The organism is Aeromonas sp. HMWF017 (assembly GCF_003061465.1).
In the GTDB taxonomy this organism is placed as follows: domain Bacteria; phylum Pseudomonadota; class Gammaproteobacteria; order Enterobacterales; family Aeromonadaceae; genus Aeromonas; species Aeromonas veronii.
Genome location: NZ_QAJD01000079.1, coordinates 1 through 5497, shown reverse-complemented (window position 1 = coordinate 5497; position 5497 = coordinate 1). Strand labels below are relative to the sequence as shown.

5 protein-coding genes are annotated in these 5497 nt (G+C 61.7%); 2 read left to right on the top strand and 3 right to left on the bottom strand.

Annotated features, from left to right (window positions below):
* The first annotated feature begins 315 nt into the window (after positions 1-315).
* Positions 316-810 carry a zinc ribbon-containing protein gene (locus DBR30_RS07690; protein WP_005335155.1) on the top strand — a complete coding sequence of 165 codons (495 nt, stop codon included), beginning with the start codon at positions 316-318 and terminating at the stop codon, positions 808-810.
* Between the two features lie 84 nt (positions 811-894).
* Here the strand turns inward: DBR30_RS07690 and DBR30_RS07685 are convergent, their stop codons facing one another.
* From DBR30_RS07685 to fldB, 3 genes are all read right to left on the bottom strand, one after another.
* Complete coding sequence (locus DBR30_RS07685) at positions 895-2235, bottom strand: TldD/PmbA family protein (RefSeq protein WP_108542153.1); 1341 nt, start codon at positions 2233-2235, stop codon at positions 895-897.
* Positions 2235-3635, bottom strand: a complete 1401-nt coding sequence (locus tag DBR30_RS07680) for a TldD/PmbA family protein (protein WP_108542154.1) — start codon at positions 3633-3635, stop codon at positions 2235-2237. Before DBR30_RS07680 ends, DBR30_RS07685 begins: the two co-directional genes overlap by 1 nt.
* 202 nt (positions 3636-3837) lie before the next feature.
* Positions 3838-4356, bottom strand: a complete 519-nt coding sequence (gene fldB / locus DBR30_RS07675) for a flavodoxin FldB (protein ID WP_075113479.1) — start codon at positions 4354-4356, stop codon at positions 3838-3840.
* 250 nt (positions 4357-4606) lie between these two features.
* Between fldB and xerD the strand changes: the two genes are divergently transcribed.
* On the top strand, positions 4607-5497 hold an 891-nt coding region (xerD, locus tag DBR30_RS07670; protein ID WP_108588278.1), incomplete at its 3' end, for a site-specific tyrosine recombinase XerD.

Sequence of the window (5497 nt, the reverse complement as noted above, 5' to 3'; positions counted from 1 at the left end):
GTGTAGTTGCGAACGTGCCCCATGTGTAGTCGACCAGACGGATAGGGGAACATGGACAGGCAGTAGAACTTCTCCTTGTCTACCTTCTCCACGGCCTTGAAGGTTTTCTTGGCATCCCAGTGCTTTTGCACTGCTGGTTCGATTGATTGGGGAACGTATTGCTCTTGCATTGGTGACATCCGGATCTGTGAAATGAATAGATAAATCAGCTGGGAAATCGCAATAGAATACCCATATCCTGCGGCGGCAACAACCGCCAGCGTCCCTTGGGCCTTAAGCCGGGCCAGATCAGGGTTTAGTAGAGGAGTTAGAGCCATGGACAAACGTCAAAAAGGGTACGAAGCCTTCATTGCCGAGCTGCAAAAACAGTGGCAAGAGACTGAAGAGTTCCAGGGGGAGCGCCTCAACCGGATGATTGCCAAGGTGCAGGCCTATCTGGAGGCTGCCAGCGACCTGACTCAGGACGAACTGGCGCTCATCGCCGAGTACGTGAAGCGGGATCTGGGCAACTATGACGAGGGGCGCCATGACGATAGTGCGCAGGTGGAAGAGTCTGCCTTTATGCTGGCCCTGAAAGACACCGCCTGGTCTTGGCTGGCGGATGTGACCGACCGCGCCCAGGTGGAGTGGCGGGAACTGGCCGACGAGCTGGAGCACAAGGGTGTTTACGAAGCGGGTGACTGGGTAGGGCTTGGGGTCATGGTGTGCGACCAGTGTGGCTGGCGCCATACCGTGCTGCATCCCCAACAGCTCGATACCTGCCCCGAATGCGGTTGCGCCGAGTATCACCGCGAGCCGCTCTCGCCCTGAGTCATGCCATCAAGGCGGAAGAGACAACGAGCAAAAAGGCGCCATCAGGCGCCTTTTTCTTACTTGCAGGTTTCGTCGAGGCGTTTACTTGCCCGCGACGGAGAGGCCGCCAAAACGGATAAGCGGGGCGTAGAAGCCCTTGCCGTCGTTGTGGTGCAAGGTGTCACCGACCGCTTCCAGCTCACCCAGCAGGCGGTAGAAGTTGCCCGCTACCGTGATGCCGCGCACCGGCTGCAGTCGCACCCCATCGCGACAGAGGAAGCCCGACGCGCCAAAGGAGAAGTCGCCGCTCACCGCATCGGCACCCGAATGAAGGCCATCCAGCTTGACCAGCTCCAGATAGTCGCCGCTCTGCACCTCCGCTTCGCTATGGGGGCCCGCGCCGAACACCAGATGGCGAGCGGTCACATCGAGGGCGCTACGGGCACCGCGGGCGGCCGAGCCGTTGCTGGCGACGCCAAAGTGGCGGGCGGTGGCGCTGTTGTGGAGCAGGGTTTTCAGCTCCCCTTCGCCAATCAGCAGCAGATCCGAGCTGGCCGCCCCCTCGCCATCAAACGCCTTGATGTTCATGCCGCCCGGCATATAGACCCGGCTTTCCAGAGTAAGCCAGCGTGATGCTACGCTCTGGCCGACCTTGCTGCGCCAGGGGTTGATCCCTTGTTGGGCCCACTTGCCCGACAGCACACCCTGAAAGCAGCCGAACAGGCTGGCGAAGCAGTTGGTGCTGAAGATGACGCTGTAGCGACCGCTCGGCACCGCTTCACCGGGCAGCAGACCATCGGCGATGGCGTAGATCTGCTCGATCAGGGCCTGACTATCCAGCTCGGCGAAGCGACGGCCATACTGCCCCTGCGAGTGCATCGACTGGCGGCCATCCCGCTCCACCAGCGCCGAGGTGTAGCAGCCGACGCTGAACTCGCCGTGCTGGCAGAGGGTGCCCTGGCTGTTGGCGAGCCAGAGCTGGCTCTCCCCTTCAAAGAAGCTGTTGTAGGGGGCGCCGCTCACATCGGGCATGGCCAGCATGTCAGACTCCAGGCGCAGGGCCAGAGCGATCTTCTCCTCAACCGCCGTGGTATCGGGCTGGTTGATCTCGGCGCAATCTGTGGTGATCCGGCTATTGGCCACCGGGATGCGCTGATCCGGGTCAACCTTGGCAAAGCGGCTGGCATCGAGCGCATCCTGCAGCATGGCATCCAGCGCCAGCTCATCGAGGGATTCCGAGTAGGCGATGCCGACCCGACCCTCTTTTATCAGGCGAATACCGAGCTGCTGGCTGCTGGTGACCTTGTATTCACCCAGCTCGCCCTTGTCTGCCTTGAGGGAGAAGGCCTTCTCCTGATTGGCGATGATGTCTGCCTCGGCGTTGAGGTCGGCCACCTTGTCGAGCAGGCGGGTGAGCAGTTGGTTCATGTCGAGCTGGCTCATCAGGCGTTCCCTCCCACCAGAATATTGTCCACTTTCAGCGCCGGCTGGCCCACCGAAGTGGGGACCGAGCCCGAGGCCGAGCCGCACATACCGGCGGCCAGCGCCAGATTGCTGCCCACCATGGAGATCTCTTTCAGCACCTGCGGGCCGGTACCGATCAGGGTGGCCGACTTGAGCGGTTTGGTTATTTTGCCGTGCTCGATGAGGTAGGCCTCTTGCACATTGAAGTTGAATTCACCGGTGCCGGGCTGTACCGAGCCGCCCCCCATCTTCTTGGCGTAGATGCCATGTTCGACGGTGGCCAGCATATCGTCGAGGCTATGGTTGCCCGGTTCGATATAGGTGTTGCGCATGCGCGAGGTGGGGGCGTACTTGTAGGATTCGCGCCGACCCGAGCCGGTGCGGGCATAGCCCGTTTTGAGGGCGCCCATTCTGTCCACCAGAAAACCGGTCAGCACGCCGTCCTTGATGAGCTGGGTATGCTGTGTCGCCATCCCCTCGTCATCGACGTTGATTGAGCCCCAGACGTTGCCTTGCAGCCCTTCGTCCACCGCATTGACCACGGGATTGGCGATGAGCTGGCCCATCTTGTCGTGGAACACCGAGGCCTTTTTGGCTACCGAGGTAGTCTCCAGCAGGTGGCCGCACGCCTCGTGGAAGATGACGCCGCCAAAGCCGTTCTCCATGATGACCGGCAGGGTGCCGCTCGGGCAGGGGGCCGCCCCCAGTTTCACCAGTGCCTGACGGGTGGCGGTGAGGGCCAGCTCGCGCGGATCGATGCGCTCGGCATGCTCCCACCCCATCAGGGCGCCCGGTGCCTCATAGCCGACGCTCTGCTCGCTCCCTTCCCGGGCGATGGTCTGGGCCATGATGCGGTTGTAGTGGCGGCGATCGGCGACTTGCAACCCTTCGCTGTTGAAGATCTCCACCTCCTGCTCCCAGCCCAGCACGTTGCCGGAGAACTGGCTCACCTTGTCGCTCTCGGCACGGGCCGCCGCATCCATGGCGTGCAGATAGGCGATCTTCTGCTCCAGCAGCTTGTCTGCCGACAGGGGCAGGGCCACCGGGTTGCGATCGGTCAGGCGGGTGAAATCGAAGGCGGTGGCGGTCACCACGGGGTCGCGGCGGTCTTTGGCCGCCAGCAGGGTGACGATGCGCAGCAGCTCGTCGCGGCTGGCCAGATTGGTGTAGCCGTAGAGCACCTTGTGGCCGTAACAGAGGCGCACGCCGATGCCGAAATCGAGGCCACCGCTGATGTTCTCTATCTGGCTGGAGAGCAGGCTGAGCTGGCTGCGGCGCTTGCGCTCGACAAACAGCTCGGCGAAATCGGCACCCAGCGCCAGCGCGTGATCGAGCACGTCACGGGCAATGGCGGGGGCCAACAGGGAGAATGGAGTCATAGAATATCCTTTTCTGGTCTGTCCGTTTGCTTCCGACATCCGGCTCTGATTGTTATGGGATGTCGAGTCCATTGTTGCAGACCAGCACAAAAAAGTCGCTATAGCGTCACGCGATGATACCGATTGAGAAAATCGGTGCGATAACTGCGCCCGGGCGGCCACATCAGCGGGTGAGTGGCCACCTTGGGAGAAGGGGTAAAGATCAGAGCAGGGCGTGGATTTCGCTCAGGATCTGCTCGACCCACTGCTCGATGCGCGGATCGGTCTGGTCATATTGATTGGCATCGTCCAGCGCCAGCCCGACGAAGTGACGGCCATCGTCGATCAGTGCCTTGGAGGCATCGAATTCGTACCCTTCGTTGGGCCAGTAGCCCACCAGCTTGACCCCTTTGGGCACCAGCTGATCGTGCAGCATGCCGAGGGCATCCTGGAACCATTCGCCATAACCGAGCTGATCGCCGAGACCAAATAGGGCCACGATGCGTCCCTCCAGATGGAGATCGCCGATATCTTCCCAGCGGGACTCCCAGTCCTCCTGCAGCTCGCCGAAATCCCAGGTAGAGATGCCGAGGATCAGGATCTCGTAATCCTCCATCCGGCGCAGGGAGACATCCTTGATATTGTGAATATCCACCAGCTCGGGGCCGATGAGGGCGCGGATCTTCTCGGCAGCCATCTCGGTGTAACAGGTGGTGGAACCGTAAAACAGACCAATCTTCATCGCTCTTCTCTCTGTTGGCGCTTTCTCGCTTGCTTTTGGCGCCTTCTCGCTTGCTCGTGTGGACGACGCCATGTGGGCAACACGATGGGTAACGTAAGGGGAGGGGGCCAGTCTAGCAGATTGCCATTCGACCTTCACCGCCCGACAAGGGGCCTGGCAAAAGTGGCTTATCTTTCCAATGAAAGTGCCTTGTCTTTCCAAGGAGTTGGCGCGTTACAATGGGCCATCGATCCCCTGATTGCAGCGCACCATGAGCAAGCCCGACCTCCATCCCCTGATTGAACCCTTCCTCGACGCCCTCTGGCTGGAGCGGGGATTGTCTGACAACACGGTCAGCTCCTATCGCAGCGATCTGGAGAAGTTCTCCCTCTGGCTCGATGAGCAGGGGAGCTCGCTGCTGCTGGCGGGGATGGACGAGATCCAGCACTACCTTGCCTGGCGGGTCGATCACCAGTTTGCGGCGAGCAGCACCGCCCGCTTCCTGTCTGCCCTGCGCCGCTTTTACCAGTATCTCAACCGCGAGAAGCTGCGCAGCGATGATCCGACCGTGCTGCTGGAGGGGCCCAAGCTGCCGAAAAAACTCCCCTCCGATTTAAGCGAAGCGGAAGTGGATGCCCTGCTGAGTGCGCCGCTGGTGGATGACCCGCTGGAGCTGCGGGACAAGGCGATGCTGGAGCTGCTCTACGCTACCGGGCTGCGGGTTTCCGAGCTGGTGGGGCTCACCGCCGAGCATGTCAGCCTGCGTCAGGGGCTGGTGCGGGTGGTAGGCAAGGGCAACAAGGAGCGGCTGGTGCCGATGGGCGAGGAGGCGATGCACTGGCTGGAGCGTTACTACCGGGAGGCTCGCACCCTGCTGCTGGGGGGCACCAGTTCGGACGTGGTGTTTCCCTCCAAGCAGGCCCGTATGATGACCCGCCAGACCTTCTGGCACCGCATCAAGCTCTACGCACAGCGGGCCGGGATTAACGGCGAGCTCTCCCCCCATACCTTGCGCCACGCCTTTGCCACCCATCTGCTCAACCACGGCGCCGACTTGCGGGTGGTGCAGATGCTGCTGGGCCATGCGGATCTCTCCACCACCCAGATCTACACCCATGTGGCCAACGAGCGACTCAAGGCGCTGCACGGTGAGCACCACCCC